The sequence below is a fragment of the Variovorax sp. CCNWLW235 genome, from assembly GCF_037204085.1.
Taxonomy (GTDB): domain Bacteria; phylum Pseudomonadota; class Gammaproteobacteria; order Burkholderiales; family Burkholderiaceae_C; genus Variovorax.
This window is the reverse complement of the sequence record NZ_JBBCBW010000018.1, coordinates 23,683-39,661: the sequence shown is the minus strand read 5'-3', so window position 1 is coordinate 39,661 and position 15,979 is coordinate 23,683. Positions and strand designations below refer to the sequence as shown.

14 protein-coding genes are annotated in these 15,979 nt (G+C 66.1%); 5 read left to right on the top strand and 9 right to left on the bottom strand.

Translation table 11 applies throughout. From position 1 onward, the window contains the following. The first annotated feature begins 17 nt into the window (after positions 1-17). Entirely contained in the window at positions 18-980 is a 963-nt protein-coding gene (locus tag V9L21_RS18965) for a LysR family transcriptional regulator (protein ID WP_337314516.1), read from the top strand. A gap of 16 nt (positions 981-996) precedes the next feature. On the opposite strand, the gene V9L21_RS18960 is transcribed toward V9L21_RS18965, so the two are convergent. The 4 genes from V9L21_RS18960 to V9L21_RS18945 form a co-directional block, all read right to left on the bottom strand. Then, complete coding sequence (locus tag V9L21_RS18960) at positions 997-1,884, bottom strand: DMT family transporter (protein ID WP_337314514.1); 888 nt, start codon at positions 1,882-1,884, stop codon at positions 997-999. Then, positions 1,881-2,447, bottom strand: coding sequence for a CDP-diacylglycerol--glycerol-3-phosphate 3-phosphatidyltransferase (gene pgsA / locus V9L21_RS18955; RefSeq protein ID WP_337314512.1), 567 nt, complete (start codon positions 2,445-2,447; stop codon positions 1,881-1,883). The genes V9L21_RS18960 and pgsA overlap by 4 nt, the downstream gene beginning before the upstream one ends. Positions 2,448-2,502: 55 nt before the next feature. Beyond that, positions 2,503-4,464, bottom strand: a complete 1,962-nt coding sequence (gene uvrC, locus V9L21_RS18950) for an excinuclease ABC subunit UvrC (RefSeq protein ID WP_337314510.1) — start codon at positions 4,462-4,464, stop codon at positions 2,503-2,505. Between the two features lie 76 nt (positions 4,465-4,540). Further along, complete coding sequence (locus V9L21_RS18945; RefSeq protein WP_337314508.1) at positions 4,541-5,986, bottom strand: M20/M25/M40 family metallo-hydrolase; 1,446 nt, start codon at positions 5,984-5,986, stop codon at positions 4,541-4,543. A gap of 89 nt (positions 5,987-6,075) precedes the next feature. On the opposite strand from V9L21_RS18945, the gene earP reads away from it, so the two are divergent. The 4 genes from earP (at position 6,076) to V9L21_RS18925 (ending at position 9,694) form a co-directional block, all read left to right on the top strand. Continuing rightward, a complete protein-coding gene (earP, locus tag V9L21_RS18940; RefSeq protein ID WP_337314506.1) occupies positions 6,076-7,173 on the top strand; it encodes an elongation factor P maturation arginine rhamnosyltransferase EarP in 1,098 nt (365 codons plus the stop codon). 177 nt (positions 7,174-7,350) lie between these two features. Then, positions 7,351-7,905, top strand: coding sequence for an elongation factor P (gene efp, locus V9L21_RS18935; RefSeq protein ID WP_093011949.1), 555 nt, complete (start codon positions 7,351-7,353; stop codon positions 7,903-7,905). An 84-nt stretch (positions 7,906-7,989) separates the two neighbouring features. Next, positions 7,990-8,769, top strand: a complete 780-nt coding sequence (locus tag V9L21_RS18930) for a crotonase/enoyl-CoA hydratase family protein (RefSeq protein WP_337314498.1) — start codon at positions 7,990-7,992, stop codon at positions 8,767-8,769. A 61-nt stretch (positions 8,770-8,830) separates the two neighbouring features. Continuing rightward, complete coding sequence (locus tag V9L21_RS18925) at positions 8,831-9,694, top strand: TIGR00730 family Rossman fold protein (protein WP_258505245.1); 864 nt, start codon at positions 8,831-8,833, stop codon at positions 9,692-9,694. 30 nt (positions 9,695-9,724) lie between these two features. Here V9L21_RS18925 and V9L21_RS18920 read toward each other — a convergent pair whose 3' ends face one another. Genes V9L21_RS18920 through pncB form a run of 5 tightly spaced genes read right to left on the bottom strand, consistent with a single transcriptional unit; the run spans position 9,725 to position 15,949 of the window. Beyond that, positions 9,725-10,888, bottom strand: a complete 1,164-nt coding sequence (locus V9L21_RS18920) for an MFS transporter (RefSeq protein ID WP_337314494.1) — start codon at positions 10,886-10,888, stop codon at positions 9,725-9,727. Further along, positions 10,885-12,240, bottom strand: a complete 1,356-nt coding sequence (locus V9L21_RS18915; RefSeq protein WP_337314492.1) for a DNA recombination protein RmuC — start codon at positions 12,238-12,240, stop codon at positions 10,885-10,887. Before V9L21_RS18915 ends, V9L21_RS18920 begins: the two co-directional genes overlap by 4 nt. Positions 12,241-12,289: 49 nt before the next feature. Continuing rightward, on the bottom strand, positions 12,290-13,276 hold the full coding sequence (locus V9L21_RS18910) for a 2-hydroxyacid dehydrogenase (protein WP_337314490.1): 987 nt from the start codon (positions 13,274-13,276) through the stop codon (positions 12,290-12,292). 14 nt (positions 13,277-13,290) lie between these two features. Then, the gene (locus V9L21_RS18905; RefSeq protein WP_337314488.1) at positions 13,291-14,703 is read right to left on the bottom strand and encodes a sodium:proton antiporter; all 1,413 of its coding nucleotides are present in this window, start codon (positions 14,701-14,703) and stop codon (positions 13,291-13,293) included. A gap of 25 nt (positions 14,704-14,728) precedes the next feature. Continuing rightward, entirely contained in the window at positions 14,729-15,949 is a 1,221-nt protein-coding gene (gene pncB / locus V9L21_RS18900; RefSeq protein WP_337314486.1) for a nicotinate phosphoribosyltransferase, read from the bottom strand. Between the last annotated feature and the right edge of the window lie 30 nt (positions 15,950-15,979).

Here is a 15,979-nt window from a genome sequence, read left to right as displayed (position 1 = left end):
ATACTTTCCAATTTGGCATGAATCCATTGTCGATGGACCGGGGCGACCTTGAGCTGGTGCTGGCCATTCGCGACCAGGGCAGCCTGGCAGGCGCATCCGCCACGCTGGACGTGGTGCCTTCGGTGGTGACCAAGCGGCTGGGCGCCCTCGAAGCGCGGCTGGGCCAGCGGCTGTTCGAGCGCACCACGCGCCGGCTCAGCGTCACGGCCGAGGGCGAGGCGGTCTGCCTGCATGCCAAGGCGCTGCTCGAGGGTTTTGCGGCTCTCGAAAGCGAGCTCGGCGAACGGCAGAACGCACTTGTCGGCACGATACGGCTCGCCGCCACCTTCGGCTTCGGCCGGCGCTGGCTCGGCCCCGCGCTGGCAGCATTTCAGTCGCGGCACCCCGGGCTGCAGATCGAACTGCTGCTGACCGAGCGGCTCCCGGACCTCGGCGCCGAAGGCTACGACGGCGCGCTGTGGCTCTGGGCCGTGCAGCAGCGCCGCGCGGCCGACTGGGTCACACGCCGCATCGCGCGCAACCAGCGCGTGCTCGCCGCCTCCCCTTCATATATAGAGCGGCGCGGCTTGCCGGCCACGGTCGATGCGCTGGGCACGCACGACTGCCTGGTGGCCCGCGAAAACGGCGAGGTCAACCAGCACCAGTTCGCGCTCTGGACGCTGCGCCACGCGCGCGACGGCAGCACGGCGCGTGTGCGCGTCCAAGGGCCGCTAACCAGCAATTCCGGAGAGATGGTGCGCGACTGGTGCATGGCCGGCCACGGAATCATGCTGCGCAGCCTGTGGGATATTGCGCCGCAACTGGCGTCCGGCGAGCTGGTGCGCGTGCTTCCCAACTACGCCATGCCCGATGCGGACATCCACTGGATCGCGCCCTGGCGGCCCAAGACGCCGCGCCGCGTGCGCCTGCTGCTAGACCACCTGGCCGAACAGTTTCGCGGCGAGCCCTGGAAGCCGGGAAAGCCCGGTTCGCCACGCTGAAAGAAAACGCGCCCGGTCAGCGCTCGCTGCGCACCACCAGGCTCACGCCCGCCGCAGTCAGCCCGATGCCCAGCAAGGTCACCAGGGTGATCGGCTCGCGGAACAGCAGCCAGGCCATCACCGCCGTGCATGGCGGGACGAGGTACAGCAAGCTGGTGACGGCGGTGGCCGTGCCGCGCTGAATCAGCATGTAGAGCAGCGAACTGCCGCCGAGCGACAGCACCAGCACCGACCACGCCATGGCACCGGTCGAGTACGCGTTCCATTCGATGCCCTGCGTTTCCATGGCCGCAAAGGGCAAGGTCACGAGCAACGCCGCCGCCATCTGCACGGCGCTCGCGCTGCGAACGTCGCACGGCGCAACGAAGCGCTTCTGGTACAGCGTGCCCGCGGTAATCGAAAGCAGCGCCATGACGGCGAGCCCCATCGTCAATGCGCTGACCTCGGTGCCCTGCCCGAACTTGCGCGACACCACGAGCACCAGGCCCGCAAACCCCAGGACCAGCCCCGCCCATTGGCGCTGCGAAATGCGCCCGCCGGTGAATGAAAGCCAGATGGCGGTCAGCACCGGCTGGATGCCGACCATCAGCGCCACCAGCCCCGCACCCATGCCCGCATGCACGGCCGCCCACACGCCTCCCAGGTAACCCGCCTGCATCAGCACGCCCGTGGCTGCAAGGTGCCCCCACTGCGCGCGCTCCTTCGGCCAGGCAACCCGCGCCAGCGCGACCCAGATGCAGAAGCACAGCAGAGAAAGTGCATAGCGCACGGCCAAAAACTTGAGCGGCGGCGCATAGGGCATGCCGTAGCGCGCAACGATGAAACCCGTGCTCCATATGAGCACGAAGACCGCCGGCATGGCCCGCAGCCACCCGGAGCCACGAGCCGTGGCCGCCGCCGTCATTTGCTGTGGGCCCGAATCTCGGGGATGGCCTTTTGCAGGTAATAAACCATCGACCACACGGTGAGCACCGCCGAGATCCAGATCAGCCACTGGCCCCAGAGGCCCGTGTCGATGACCTTGAACAGGCGCCCGTCATACAGCAGGAAGGGAATTGCGACCATCTGCACGGTCGTCTTGACCTTGCCGATCATGTGGACCGCCACGCTCTTGCCGGCGCCGATTCGCGCCATCCATTCGCGCAGCGCCGAGATGGCGATTTCACGGCCGATGATGATCAGTGCCACGAACACATCGGCGCGCTGCAGATGCACCAGCACCAGCAGCGCGGCGCACACCAGGAACTTGTCGGCCACCGGATCGAGGAAGGCGCCGAAGGCCGAGGTCTGGTTCAGCTTGCGCGCCAGGTAGCCGTCGAGCCAGTCGGTGGCGGCAAAGACGATGAACATCACCGTGGCAATCAGGTTGCGCGTCGGCTCGGCCATCGGCAGGTAGAACACGCCAACGATCAATGGAATCGCGACGATGCGCGTCCAGGTCATGATGGTCGGGAGGGTCCAGAACATGCGGGCGATTGTGTCATGCGCGCGTGACCGGCCGAAGGCCAAAGGGCAAATCGGCTCAGTGCAGTGCGCGATAGATTTCCTCGGCAAGGTCGGTGGCAATGCCTTCGACCGATGCGATGTCCTCGACACTGGCCGCCGCCACGCCGCGGATTCCGCCAAAACGCTGCAGCAGGCGCGCCCGCCGCTTCGGCCCGATGCCCGGAATGTCTTCGAGCTGGCTTCCGCCCACGCGCACCTTCGCGCGCTTGGCCCGCATGCCCGTGATGGCAAAGCGGTGCGCCTCGTCGCGAATCTGGGCGATCAGCATCAGGGCGGCGGAGTCCTTGCCCAGGTAGACCTTCTCGCGGCCGTCGGCAAACACCAGCTCCTCGAGTCCGACCTTGCGGCCCTCGCCCTTCTCCACCCCCACGATGAGCGAGAGCGCCAGGCCCAGTTCGCTGAACACTTCGCGCGCCATCGACACCTGGCCCTTGCCGCCATCGACCAGTACCAGGTCGGGCATGCGCGCGGCCTTGGTCTTCACGGGCGCGTCGCTGCCCGCGCCCGCGGCATCGCCCATGGGCGGCGCGTCGGTCTCGGCCGCCATGGCCTCAGCGAGCTTGCCGTAGCGGCGGTGCAGCACCTGGCGCATTGCGGCGTAGTCGTCGCCGGGCGTGATGCCCTCGATGTTGTAGCGGCGGTACTCGCGGTTCTGCATCGTGTGGTGCTCGAACACCACGCAGGACGCCTGCGTGGCCTCGCCCGCGGTGTGCGAGATGTCGAAGCACTCGATGCGAAAGTTGTCGAGGTCGTCGGGCGCAAGCTCCAGCGCATCGGCCAGCGCGCGGGTGCGCGCCTGCTGCGATCCTTCTTCAGCCAAGAGGCGTGCCAGCTGCAGGCCCGCGTTCGTCTCGGCCATTTCGAGCCAGTGCCGGCGCTGCTCGCGCGGCTGAAACACGGCGGTCACGCGCGAGCCGGCCTGCTGCGAAATTGCCTCGATCAACTCGCGGCCCACCAGATGGCTCAGCACCAGCGTGGCGGGCACCGGCACGTCGATGTAGTGCTGGGCAATGAAGGCCTCGAGCACCTGCACTTCGATCGAATCGGCCGGGGCGGGCACCACGCCTTCTTCCGCATCGAGCTCGCCATGATGGATTTGCGCGGCGTCTTCCACGTGCACTGGAAAATAGGCGCGGTCGCCCAGGTGGCGGCCGCCGCGCACCATTGCCAAATTAACGCAGGCCTTGCCGCCCTGCACCTTGACGGCGAGGATGTCCACGTCCTTGTCGGAAGCAATTTCGATCGACTGCTGGTGCAGCACGCGCGAGATCGCCGACATCTGGTTGCGCAGCTCGGCCGCCTGCTCGAATTCGAGCTTCTCGGCGTGCTCGGTCATACGCGCCTCGAGCTTCGACAGCACCAGTTGCGTGTCGCCCATCAAGAAGGCTTCGGCGCTGGCCACGTCCTGCGTGTAGGCCTCGGGCGTGATGTAGCCCACGCAGGGCCCGGTACACCGCTTGATCTGGTACAGCAGGCAAGGCCGGGTGCGGTTGGCATACACCGTGTCTTCGCAGGTGCGCAGCTTGAACACTTTCTGCAGCAGCTGGATCGACTCCTTCACCGCCCAGGCGCTCGGGTACGGCCCGAAGTAGCGGTGCTTCTTGTCGACCGCACCGCGGTAGTAGGCCAGCCGCGGAAACTCGTGCGAGGCGATCTTCAGGTACGGGTAGCTCTTGTCATCGCGAAACAGGATGTTGTAGCGCGGCTTGAGCGTCTTGATGAGGTTGTTCTCGAGCAGCAGCGCCTCGGCCTCGGAGCGCACCACGGTGGTCTCCATGCGCGCGATCTTCGAGATCATGTGGCCGATGCGCGTGCCGCCATGGCTCTTCTGGAAATAGTTCGCAACCCGCTTCTTGAGGTTGCGCGCCTTGCCCACATAGAGCACAGCGCCGGCCGCATCGAAATAGCGGTACACGCCCGGCAACTGCGGCAGGGCCGCGACTTCGCTGAGCAATTGATCGGAATGCACGTCTGACATGGCGGCTATTGTGGCGCGCTGAAGAAAGCAGAAACGCGGCAGCCAGCTCGGCCGCCGCGTTTCTTATGACCCGGAGCTACCTGGCGAGTTCGCTCACCAGCCGGTACAGGAACTCGCGGCCGTCATACAGCCGCTGAATCTCGATGCGCTCGTCCAGGCCGTGGGCGCGCGCGTCCGCCGGGTCGAGGAACATGCCCGTCACACCGTACATCGGAATGCCGGCATTGCGCATGAAGCGGCTGTCGGTAGCGCCCGTGCTCATTGCCGGCACGACGGGCACGCCCGGCCACATGGCCTGCGTCACCGATTCGACCGTCTTCACAAGATCGCCGTTCAGCGGAGAGGCCGGGCTGCGCAGCGGCTTGCCGACATTGCGCACCACGATCTTGTCGTTGCCGATGGCCTGGGTCAGCAGGCGCTCGATTTCCTCGGGGTCGTCGTGCGGCAGGATGCGGCAATTGACCGTGGCCTTGGCCGACTGCGGCAGCGCATTTTCGGCATGCCCCGCCTGCACCATGGTTGCCACGCAGGTGGTGCGCAACTGCGCGTTGTAGGCCGGGTTGGCCGAAAGCCGCTCGATCACCGCGGCGTCCGGATTGCCCCCGCCGATGGCCCGCATGTCGTCGGCCAGCTGGCCGGTGGCAAACGGTGCGCTGCGTGCGAAATAGGTCTTGGTGACATCGGCCAGCTTGACCGGGAACGCGTAGTTGCCCAGGCGTTCCAGCCCCGCGGAAAGCGCATAGATCGGATTGCTCTTGGTCGGCACCGAGCTGTGGCCGCCCACGTCGCGCGTCTCGAGCATGTAGGTGGTGTACATCTTCTCGGCCACCTGCATGCGGTGCAGGTTGGGCTTGCCGCCGCGCAACTCCCCGCCGCCGCCTTCATTGATGCCGAATTCCGCCTGCAGCAGTTCGGGTTTGTTGTTGATGAGCCAGAAGGCGCCGTTGCTGAGCGCATCGCCGCGCTCTTCGTCCGCCGTCAGCGCCAGGATGATGTCGCGGCTGGGCTTGAATCCTTCCTGTTTGAGCTGCCCCAGCACCGACACCAGCGCCGCGGCCATGGCCTTGTCGTCGATGGAACCGCGCGCCGTGAAATAGCCGCCGGTTTCCTGCAGCTTGAAGGGGTCGCTCTTCCAGTCCTCGCGTTTGGCCTCGACCACGTCGATGTGGGCCAGCAGCAGCAATGGCTTCTTGCTGCCGTTGCCCTTGAAGCGCAGCACCAGGTTGCCCTTCTTGGGGAAGGGCTCGAAGATCTGGATGTCGCCCGGCGCAAAGCCCGCCTCGACCAGCCGCTTTTCCATCGCGCGCGCCGCCAGCGTGTTGTCGCCCACCGAATGGCTGGTGTTGATCTCGATCAACTCCTTGTAGATGCCATGAAATCGCTGCTGCTGCGGCGTGAGCGACGGCGTGGTTTGCGCCGACGCGCCCACGATGCCGCCCAAGGCCAGAGAAATGGCGAGCACGGTTCTCGCCGCGCGAAGGCAACCAGGGAAAAGCGGCGAACGGCGGGTCTTCATGCGCATGGTTTCTCGCTCCGGGGTGTTGTGGTGCCGGCCAGCATACCAAGCAGCCGCCGCTGCCTCGGACCACCGAAGACAGGCACACTGACACCATGCAATGGGACATCTTCTGCAAGGTCATCGACAACCACGGCGACCTCGGTGTGTGCTGGCGGCTGGCCAGCCAGCTGGCGGCGCTCGGCGAGCGCGTGCGGCTGTGGATCGACGACGCCACGGCGCTGCACTGGATGGCGCCCGCCGGCTGCGAGGGCGTGAGCGTGGTCGACTGGCTCGATCCCGCAGCCATCCGGCAGGCCGCCGCAGCGCCGCCGCCCGACGTGCTGATCGAAGCGTTCGGCTGCGAACCGGCACCCGAGTTGATCGCCCGCTTTGCCGAGCCGCCGACCGAGGGGGCGCCGGATCGGGCGTGGATCAATCTTGAATACCTCTCCGCCGAGCCTTATGTCGAGCGGCTGCACGGCCTGCCTTCGCCGGTGTTCAAGGGACCCGGTGCGGGGCTGACCAAGCGCTTCTTCTATCCGGGCTTCACGCCTGCCACCGGAGGCCTGCTGCGAGAACCCGATTTGCTGGAACGGCGGGCGCATTTCGACCGCGGGCAATGGCTGGCGGCGCAGGAAATCCCCTGGCGCGAAGGCGAGCGGCTTGTCTCGCTCTTCTGCTACGAACCCCCGGCGCTGGCGAGCCTGCTCGAGCAACTGGCGGCAGATTCGCAGCCGACCCGGCTCCTGGTGACTTCAGGCCGCGCCGCGCATGCGGTCAGGGCGTTCTTTTCCGGCCGAAACCAGCCGGACCACGGGCTCTCAGGCTGGGGGGCGCTATCAATTTCATACCTGCCCTACCTCACGCAGCCGGATTTCGACCATCTTCTGTGGGCCTGCGACCTGAACTTCGTGCGCGGCGAAGATTCGCTGGTGCGCGCCCTCTGGGCCGGCTCCCCGCTGGTCTGGCAAATCTACCCGCAGGACGACGACGCGCACCACGTGAAGCTCGGCGCCTGGCTCGACTGGCTCGGCGCTCCGCCCTCGCTTCGGCAGTTTCACCACGCCTGGAACGGCTTTGGCGACGGCGCCCTGCCCCCTCTCGAAACGCTGGACGCGTTGCGTGAAACGGTGCTCGCCGCCCGCCAAAAGCTGTGCCGACAAGAGGACTTGGTCACTCAATTGCGGCATCTGGTCGCCGGAAAAAGCTAAAATAGCGGGCTTTGCGGATTTCGGCCCGGATTTACACAGATCCGAGATGCTGTCCGCCAAACCTGCCGCGGGACATGTACCGCGGGGCCAAGAACGCCGGCAAGACGTTGCACCGCAACATTGCAAACGTCGCCCATGGCCCCGTGCACCGAGCGGCCAACATCCAGAGAACCTGATATGAAAATCGCTCAAGAAATCCGCGCCGGCAACGTCATCATGCACGGCAAGGACCCGATGGTCGTCCTCAAGACCGAATACAGCCGCGGCGGCCGCAACTCCGCCACCGTGCGCATGAAGCTCAAGAGCCTGATCGCCAACTTCAACACCGAAGTGGTCTTCAAGGCCGACGACAAGATCGACCAGATCGTGCTCGACAAGAAGGAGTGCACCTACTCCTACTTCGCCGATCCGATGTACGTCTGCATGGACACCGAGTACAACCAGTACGAAGTCGAAGCCGAGAACATGGGCGACGCCCTCAACTACCTCGAAGACGGCATGGCTGTCGAAGTGGTGTTCTACGACGGCAAGGCCATCTCGGTCGAACTGCCGACCAGCGTCGAGCGCGAAATCACCTGGACCGAGCCGGCCGTCAAGGGCGACACGTCGGGCAAGGTCATGAAGCCCGCCAAGATCGCCACCGGTTTCGAAATCGGCGTGCCGCTCTTCGTTGCGCAAGGCGACAAGATCGAAATCGACACCCGCACCGGCGAATACCGCAAGCGCGTCTAAGTGCTTCTGGCTGGCTGAACGGCCAACCTGACAAAAGGCTCCGAAAGGAGCCTTTTTGCGTTGAGGGGCGTACCCTTTGCCCTCATGAACACGTCCGACAGCGTCCGTACAGAAATCGATGGGCCGGTCAGCACCATCGTCATGAGCCGCCCGAAGCAGCGCAATGCGGTCGACCGGCCCATGGCCGAAGCGCTGTGCGCGGCTTTCGAGCGCTTCGAGGCCGACGAAAGCCAACGCGTGGCTGTGCTGTGGGGCGCGCACGGCACCTTCTGCGCGGGCGCCGACCTCAGCGCGGTCGGCGACCCGGCCCGGCGCAATGAGCTTGACCCCGACGGCGGCGGCTCCGGCCCGATGGGGCCGACTCGCATGGTGTTGAACAAACCACTGATTGCCGCCATCAGCGGCCATGCGGTGGCCGGCGGTCTCGAACTGGCCCTGCTGGCCGATCTTCGGGTGGCCGAAGAAGATGCGGTGCTGGGCGTGTTCTGCCGCCGCTGGGGCGTGCCGCTGATCGACGGCGGCACCGTGCGGCTGCCGCGCATCGTCGGCATGGGCCGCGCGCTCGGTCTCATCCTGACGGGCCGGCCCGTGAGCGCCCATGAAGCGGCTGACATGGGCTTGGTGAACCGCGTCGTGCCCAACGGCAAGGCCCGCGAGGCGGCCGAAGCGCTCGCCCGCGAGATTGCCGCCTTTCCGCAGCAATGCATGCTGGCGGATCGCCGCTCCGCCTACGCCCAATGGAACTTGCCGCTGGCCGAGGCGCTGCAGCAGGAGGGGCGCCTGGGCGTGCCGATCGTCGCGGCCGAAGGCGCAGCCGGCGCCGAGCGCTTTGTGCGAGGCGCGGGGCGGCACGGCACTTTCTGAACCGGCGGGCATGCCGGTTGCAAGGCTGCACAATGCACAAGTCTTCCTGTCTGATTCCTCCATGAACAACACGCACGACCTTCACGACAAACGCCTTGCCGATGCCTGGGCCACGCTCAAGACGCATTCGGAAAAAGGCCTCCCGCTCGATCCCGATCCCTCGCGCATCGCCTTCGCCGATCCCGAGTTTCTGCTGCGCCGCGAAACCCGCGGCATCCGCATGCAGCTCGAGCTGATGAAGCCCGACCTTGAGCAGCGCGCCCACGGCATTGAAAACACCGTGGTGGTATTCGGCAGCGCCCGCTTTCGCAGCGAGGAAGAAGCTGCCGCCCTGGTCGCCCAGGCCGAAGCCAGCGGCGATGCCGTCGCGGCCGAGCGCTGGCGCCGGCTGGCGCGCAGCTCGCACTACTACGAGAAGGCGCGCGCCTTCGGCAAGCTGGTGGCGCAATACAGCGAGGGCAAGCAGCCCGAAGACAAGCTCTTTGTCTGCACCGGCGGCGGCCCCGGCATCATGCAGGCGGCCAACCGCGGCGCGCATGAAGGCGGCGGTCTTTCGGTAGGCCTTGCCATTGCACTGCCGATGGAAGAAGAAGCCAACCCGTACGTCACGCCGGCGCTGAGCTTCAAGTTCCACTACTTCGCCATCCGCAAGATGCATTTCATGATGCGTGCGAAGGCGCTGGTGGCCTTCCCGGGCGGCTTCGGCACGCTCGACGAGCTGTTCGAAGTGATCACGCTGGTGCAGACCAAGAAGTCGAAGCCGGTGCCGATCGTGCTGTTCGGCTCGGCCTACTGGAAGAAGCTGATCGATTTCGACTTCCTGGTCGAGGAAGGCGTGATCTCGCCGACGGATGTGAAGCTGTTCGAATACGTCGATGCGCCCGAAGACGCGTGGGACGCGATCAAGCGCTTCTACAAGCTGTAGGCGCAGACTGCGCCGAGCCTTTCGGGGCTCTCAGGCCTTCAAGCCCCAGGTGGCCCGGGCGCCCAGTGCAACCACGGCGCCCACCACCCAGAAAACCCCGGCAATGCCGATCAGCGCGCCGATCGAGCCGAAGAGCATCGGCATTGCCACGCTCGACGCATTGATGGTCATGAGCCGCAGGCCCAGCGCCTCGCCGTGCCGCTCGTGCGGCGTGATCTGGTGCAGCATGCTCATCACCATCGGCTGCACGGCCCCTAGCGCAAAGCCCAGCACCACGGAGCACAGGCCCATGGTCAGGGCCGAATCGAGCAGCGGATAAACCGCGAACACCGCCGCCGTGACGATGGTGGAAATCAGGATCACGCTGCGCTCCGACGCGCGCGAGGCGATGAGCGGCAGCACGACGCGGATGGCGGCGGCCGCAATGGCAAAGGCACCAAGAATGGAGCCGATGACCGAAGCGCTGATGCCGCGGTCGTGCCCCAGCACGGGCAGCACGAAGGCATGCACGTCCCAGCTCGACGACTGCAGCCAGTTGACGAACAGCAGGCGCCGGAACATCGGTTCGCGCAGCAGGTCCCAGGCCCGCGTGGGTGCGGCCCCTGCCGCGGGCGCGGCGGGCGGAGGTTCGTGCGCGCCGCGTGCAAACAGCCAGCAGACGATGGACAGCACCGCCATGGCCGCAAAGCAGACCCGGAATGCCAGCATGTCCGCGGGCGCGCGGCCGGCGTGGTCGATGAGCATACCGGCGACGAACGGGCCGACGAAGTTGGCGACCGCCGGCGCAATTGCGAGCCAGCTGAACACGCGCTTGAGCTGCGTGGCGTTGGTGGCGGAGCGGCCCACATGCCGCTGCAGCGCGATGACCGTTGCGCCGGTGGCTCCGCCCGTCAGCAGCGCGGCGAGGCACATGACCGGGAAGACCGGAAAGATCACCACGAGCCCCGCACCGCCCGAAGCCGCCAGGACCGAAAGCCACAGCGGCCGCTTGAAGCCGTGCCGGTCGGCAAACCTCCCTGCGGGCAGCGCAAGGAACACCTGCGTAAGCGCGAACAGCGCAATCAGCACCCCGACTGCCGCTGCGCTGTACCCCTGCTGCAGCGCCAGCAGCGGCGTTGCGAGCCGCATGCCGGCCATGGTGGCGTGCAGGCACACCTGGGCGCCGATCACGCGCAGCAGTTCGGAGCCTTTCACGGGGTGTCGTCGCCCTCGCTGTCGGCCGTGGGGGGCAGCAGCACCTGCGACTGCGCCTCGGGCAGCGCCTCGACCTTGCGGAGTGCGAGGCGCATCTGCTTGGCGCGCGTGTCGGCCTTGTCGAGCGTGTCGGAAGCCTTGGCCACCTGCTCCTTGATGCGCGACACCCATTCGCCATAGCGCTCGAATTCGGTCTTGACCGCGCCCAGCACCTTCCACACCTCCGAGGCCTGCTGCTCGAGGGCCAGCGTGCGAAAGCCCATGTGCAGGCTGTTGAGCATGGCAAGCAAGGTGGTCGGCCCCGCCAGCGTCACGCGGTGCTGGCGCTGGATGGCGTCCATCAGGCCCGGGCGGCGCAGCACCTCGGCATAGAGGCTCTCGACCGGCAGGAACAGGATGGCGAAATCGGTGGTGTGAGGCGCCGCCAGGTAGTTGTCGGCAATCGACTTGGCCTCGCTGCGGATGCGCGCCTCGAGCGCCTTGGCCGCGAGCTCCGCCCCGGCCGCATCGGCGCGCTCGTGCGCATCGATCAGGCGCTCGTAATCGTCGCGCGGAAACTTGGCGTCGATCGGCAGCCACACGGGCGCGCCGTCGTCGCCGCGGCCCGGAAAGCGAATGGCAAAGTCCACCCGCTGGCCGCTGCGCGGCTTGGTCTCGATCTGCTTGGCGTACTGGTCCGGAGTCAGCACCTGCTCGAGCAGCGCCTCGAGCTGCACTTCGCCGAACACGCCCCGCGTCTTCACGTTGGTCAGCACGCGCTGCAGGCTGCCGACGCCTACCGCCAGCGTCTGCATTTCGCCCAGGCCCTTGTGCACCTGCTCGAGCCGGTCGGCCACCTGCTTGAAGCTTTCACCCAGACGCGCTTCGAGCGTGCTCTGCAGCTTCTCGTCGACGGTCTTGCGCATTTCGTCGAGCTTGGCGGTGTTGCTCTGCTGCAGCTGCGCCAGCTGCGCCTCCATGGTCTCGCGCACTTCGGCAAGGCGGCGCGCGTTGGAATCGCTCAGGCCCTGCAGTTGCGTATTGAGCGTGTCGGCCAGGCTCTTCTGCAGCGACGCAAGCTGCAGCGAGAAAGCATCGAGCTGCGCGTTCTGCGTGCGCGTGGCCTCGGCGCCCTGCTGCACCAGTGCCTGCTGGAAGGTGGCAAAGGCCTGTGCGGTTTCCTGCCGCGCGCCGCGCGAGCTCTCGCCGATTTCGTGGCGCAGTTCGCGCTCGGTGCGCTCGTTGGCCGCGCCCATGGCGGCCAGCACGGTCAGCATTTCGCTGTGGTCGGGCTTGGGCTGGCGGCGCGCCAGCAGCCAGATCACTAGCACGAGCTGCACCACGGCAAAGGCGGCCAGCAGAAGAAGAATCAAGTCGGTCGATTGCAAAATGGGATCGCTGTTTTCGCTTGGGTTGCGGGTGTTACTTGCCAGCCGCCGGAACGGGCGTGACGGGCGTGAGCGGCCCCTTGCCGCCGAACCAGGCAATGAGGTTGTCGGCCGCCAACTCGGCCATGGCGCGGCGCGTGGGCACGGTGGCGCTTGCAATGTGGGGCGTGAGCACCACGTTCGGCACGGTCAGCAGATCGGGATGAACCTTGGGCTCGCCTTCGAACACGTCCAGGCCCGCCGCCGCAATGCGCTTTTCGCGCAGCGCCACGGCAAGCGCCGCGTCGTCGACGATGCCGCCCCGCGCAATGTTCACCAGCGTGGCGGTCGGCTTCATCAGCGCGATTTCGGCCGCGCCGATGGTGTGGTGCGAAGCCGGCGAATACGGCACCACCAGCACCACGTGGTCGGCGGTCTTCAGAAGCTCTTCCTTGCTCACGTAGCTGGCCTTGCATTCAGCCTCGAGCGAGGCGTCGAGCCGCGAGCGGTTGTGATAGACCACCTTCGTGCCGAAGCCGTGCGCGCCGCGCTTGGCAATGCCCTGTCCGATGCGGCCCATGCCGATGATGCCGAGGGTGGAGCCATGAATGTCGGAGCCCGCGAACATGTCGAAGCTCCATTTCTGCCACTTGCCCGCGCGCAGGAAGTGTTCGCTTTCGGTAATGCGGCGGGCCGTGGCCATCAGGAGCGCAAAGCCGAAGTCGGCCGTGGTCTCGGTGAGCACGTCGGGCGCGTTGGTGCCCAGCACGCCGTGCGCGGCCATCGCGTCGACGTCGAAGTTGTTGTAGCCCACGGCCATGTTGGCGCAGATTTTCAGGTCGGGGCAGGCGTCGAGCACCGCGGCATCGATGCGCTCGCTGCCGGTGGTAAAGGCGCCCTGCTTGCCCTGGAGCCTGGCAATCAGCTGCTCTTTGCTCCAGCTCTCGTCGGACTGGTTCGACTCGACTTCGAAGTGCTGCGAGAGGCGTTCGATGGTTTCGGGAAAGATCGCGCGTGCGACCAGGATCTTGGGCTTGCTCATGATGATGTCTGCGCCTATCGGAAAAAGATGAAGGTGGAGAGAACGAACAGCGGTATCAGGATGGCCACCGACCATGCCATGTAGCCGAAGAAGCTGGGCATCCGCACGCCGCGGCTCTCGGCAATGGCCTTGACCATGAGGTTGGGCGCGTTGCCGATGTAGGTGTTGGCGCCCATGAACACGGCGCCGGCCGAAATGGCCGCCAGCGTGGTGGCGTAGGTGGTCATGAGCGCCGCGGCGTCGCCGCCTGCGGTGTTGAAGAACACCAGGTAGGTCGGTGCGTTGTCCAGGAACGAGCTCAGGATGCCGGTGGCCCAGAAGTACATCGCCGGATCGGGCAGGCCGTCGGGCCGGGTCACCGCGGCAACCACCGCGCCGAAGGGCCCGTGCACGCCCGCCTTGAGCATGGCAATCACGGGGATGATGGTCAGGAAGATGCCCGCGAACAGCTTGGCCACCTCGGCCATCGGACCCCATTCGAACTGGTTGTCGGCATGCACCTTGGCAGAGGTGATCTTGAGCGAGAGCAGCGTGATGGCGATCAGGCCGACGTCGCGCACCAGCCCCGGCAGGCCGACGCGCGTGCCGAACACATCGAAGCCCACGGGCGATTTCCAGATGCCCGAGAGCAGCACGAAGAAGATGATGCCGCCCAGCAGCCAGAAATTGGCCGCCCCGTCGAAGCCGACACGCTGGGTATCGGGCGTCGGATCGAACGGCAGCACGCCCTCCTTGCGGTAGTGGTGACGGTCGACCACATAGAACAGCGCGAGCAGCAGGCCCACCAGGAACAGCGTGTTGGGCAGGATGTTCCGCGCCGTCCAGAAAAAGTCGACACCCTTCAGGAAGCCGAGGAACAGCGGCGGGTCGCCCAGCGGCGTGAGCGAGCCGCCCGCGTTCGACACGATGAAGATGAAGAACACCACCACGTGCGCCTTGCTCACGCGGTTGTCGTTGGCGCGGATCAGCGGCCGGATCAGCAGCATCGAGGCGCCCGTGGTTCCCATGAAGCTCGCAAGCACCGCGCCGATGGCGAGGATGGCCGTGTTGAGCCCGGGCGCGCCATGCAGGTTGCCGCGAATGTGGATGCCCCCCGCCACCGTGAACAGCGCGGTGAGCAGGATGATGAAGGGGATGTATTCCTCCACCAGGGCATGCACGAGTTGGGCTCCGGCCAGCGGCGCACCGTAGATCGCGGCAAAGGGAAGAAGAAACGCCAGCGCCCAGGCGGCCGAGATCTTGCCGTAGTGGTGGTGCCAGAAGCCCGGTGCCAGCAGCGGCATCAGCGCGATCGACAGCAGGATGCCCGCAAATGGAACACCCCAGAGCGCCGAAAGCTTGCTGCCGTCGAATTCGGCAGCCATGGCAAGCGCGGGAAACATCATCGGCAGCACTGCGGCCGCCGCCAGGCGAACTGTTTTTTTCATGGGGCCGTACCGTACCAGACGAGGGTCAGGCCGGCGGCTGTTCGATCTCGAACACCTGGCGCAGGTACGCCAGGTATTTTTCGTCCTCGCACATGTTCTTGGACGGCGTGTCCGACAGCTTGGCCACGGGCTGGCCGTTGCAATTGATCATCTTGATGACGATCTGCAGCGGCTCGTAGCCCAGGTCGTTGGTGAGGTTGGTTCCAATGCCGAAAGCCAGCTGGCAGCGGCCGCGGAACTGCTGGTAAAGCTCGATGGTGCGCGGCACCGTGAGGCCGTCGCTGAAGATCAGCGTCTTGGTGAGCGGATCGACACGGTTGGCCGCGTAGTGCGCCAGCATGCGTTCACCCCACTGGAAGGGGTCGCCGCTGTCGTGGCGCGCGCCGTCGAACAGCTTGCAGAAGTACAGGTCGAAGTCGCGCAGGAAGGCGCTCATGCCATACACGTCGGACAGCGCAATGCCCAGGTCGCCGCGGTATTCACGGGCCCAGCTCTCGAAGCCGAAGATCTGGCTGTCGCGCAGCCGCGGACCGAGCGCCTGGCAGGCCTGCAGGTATTCATGGGCCATGGTGCCCAGCGGAATAAGGCCCAGCTTCATGGCGTACAGCACATTGCTGGTGCCCGCGAGCTGCGGCAGCCGCGCACCGGGCTTGGGGTGCAACGTCGGCGGCGTCACCGCGCCCAGCCGCACGTTGAGCGTGCGCAGCACTTCTTCATGCCAGTCCTTGGAAAACCGGCGGCGCGTGCCGTAGTCGGCAATCTTGAGATCGGCCAGGCCGGCATCCTGCAGCTGCCCGATCTTGGTCTCCAGGCGCCGCCGGCCTTCCTCGAAGTCGGGCTTCTTCTGCGTGTTGCGGAAGTAGACCTCGTTCACGATGGCCAGCACCGGAATCTCGAACAGGATGGTGTGCAGCCACGGCCCCTGGATGCGGATCTCGAGCTCTCCCGAGGGTTGCGGAATGATGTTGATGTACTTCTCGTTGAGCCTGAAGAGCCCGAGAAAGTCGACGAAGTCGCTCTTGATGAAACGCATCGACCGCAGGTAGGCCAGCTCGGCGTCCCGGAACTGCAGCGAGCAGAGGCTTCGCACTTCCTCCCTGATCTGCCCGGCGAACTGCGCCAGGTCGACACCGGGGTTGCGGCACTTGAACCGGTACTCGACCCGGGCTCCGGGAAAGTGATGCAGGACGACCTGCATCATGGTGAACTTGTAGAGGTCGGTGTCGAGCAGGCTGTGAATGATCATGGTACGGCGCGCGTTGTCTCAAGCTTTTCG

Excerpts from the sequence above, each read along its gene's own strand:
- V9L21_RS18965 (WP_337314516.1), top strand. The coding sequence starts at position 18 with ATGAATCCATTGTCGATGGACCGGGGCGACCTTGAGCTGGTGCTGGCC.
- V9L21_RS18960 (WP_337314514.1), bottom strand. The coding sequence starts at position 1,884 with ATGACGGCGGCGGCCACGGCTCGTGGCTCCGGGTGGCTGCGGGCCATG.
- pgsA (WP_337314512.1), bottom strand. The coding sequence starts at position 2,447 with ATGTTCTGGACCCTCCCGACCATCATGACCTGGACGCGCATCGTCGCG.
- uvrC (WP_337314510.1), bottom strand. The coding sequence starts at position 4,464 with ATGTCAGACGTGCATTCCGATCAATTGCTCAGCGAAGTCGCGGCCCTG.
- V9L21_RS18945 (WP_337314508.1), bottom strand. The coding sequence starts at position 5,986 with ATGCGCATGAAGACCCGCCGTTCGCCGCTTTTCCCTGGTTGCCTTCGC.
- earP (WP_337314506.1), top strand. The coding sequence starts at position 6,076 with ATGCAATGGGACATCTTCTGCAAGGTCATCGACAACCACGGCGACCTC.
- efp (WP_093011949.1), top strand. The coding sequence starts at position 7,351 with ATGAAAATCGCTCAAGAAATCCGCGCCGGCAACGTCATCATGCACGGC.
- V9L21_RS18930 (WP_337314498.1), top strand. The coding sequence starts at position 7,990 with ATGAACACGTCCGACAGCGTCCGTACAGAAATCGATGGGCCGGTCAGC.
- V9L21_RS18925 (WP_258505245.1), top strand. The coding sequence starts at position 8,831 with ATGAACAACACGCACGACCTTCACGACAAACGCCTTGCCGATGCCTGG.
- V9L21_RS18910 (WP_337314490.1), bottom strand. The coding sequence starts at position 13,276 with ATGAGCAAGCCCAAGATCCTGGTCGCACGCGCGATCTTTCCCGAAACC.
- V9L21_RS18905 (WP_337314488.1), bottom strand. The coding sequence starts at position 14,703 with ATGAAAAAAACAGTTCGCCTGGCGGCGGCCGCAGTGCTGCCGATGATG.
- pncB (WP_337314486.1), bottom strand. The coding sequence starts at position 15,949 with ATGATCATTCACAGCCTGCTCGACACCGACCTCTACAAGTTCACCATG.